The 657-nt window shown below is 66.2% G+C and carries 1 protein-coding gene; it reads right to left on the bottom strand.

What is annotated here, in order from left to right:
- A partial coding sequence (locus tag GPA27_RS28270) for a sensor domain-containing protein (protein WP_169143729.1) occupies positions 1-657 on the bottom strand: 657 nt, incomplete at both ends.

Genomic DNA, 657 nt, shown 5'->3' with positions numbered 1-657 from the left:
CTTCTCGCCCACCCGGCGCGCCTGGGCGGCGGCTTCATCACGGTGCACCGACAGGTCACTGAGCATGACCACGAATTCGTCGCCCCCCAGGCGCGCCACCGTGTCCTCGCGCCGCACGCAGGTCTTCAGGCGCTGGGCCACCTGGCGCAACAGCATGTCGCCAACCTCGTGACCCCGCGTGTCGTTCAGGGTCTTGAAGTGGTCCAGGTCCAGCATCAGCAAGGTCAGCGGCTCGCCGTTGCTGCGTGAATGGGCATAGGCCGACTCGGCGCATTCCAGAAACGCGCGGCGGTTGGCAATGCCCGTCAGCATGTCGGTGGTGGCCAGGCGCTGCAGCTCGCGCTCCAGGTTCTTGCGCTGCGTGACGTCGCGGTAGATGCCTTCGACCCCCGCAAAATTGCCTGCATGGTCGTACAGCGCATGGCTGCTGATGGAGATGTCGATCACCGTGCCATCGCGCCGCACCATCTGGCCCGGAAAGTCCGACACCTCGCCGTGTTCCATGATCGCGGCCTTGAACGCGTCGCGGTCTTTGCTTTGGGGGTAGTACGACTCGGCCGTGCGGCCTTCGATTTCGTGGGGCTCGTAGCCCAGCACTCGGCGCACGCCCGGGCCCACATGCTGCACGATGCCCTGCGCGTCGGTGCGGTAGTACAC

It is taken from the genome of Aromatoleum toluolicum (assembly GCF_012911005.2).
GTDB lineage: Bacteria > Pseudomonadota > Gammaproteobacteria > Burkholderiales > Rhodocyclaceae > Aromatoleum > Aromatoleum toluolicum.
Note: the sequence above shows the minus strand (reverse complement) of the source record. Positions and strands in the feature narration are given on the sequence as shown.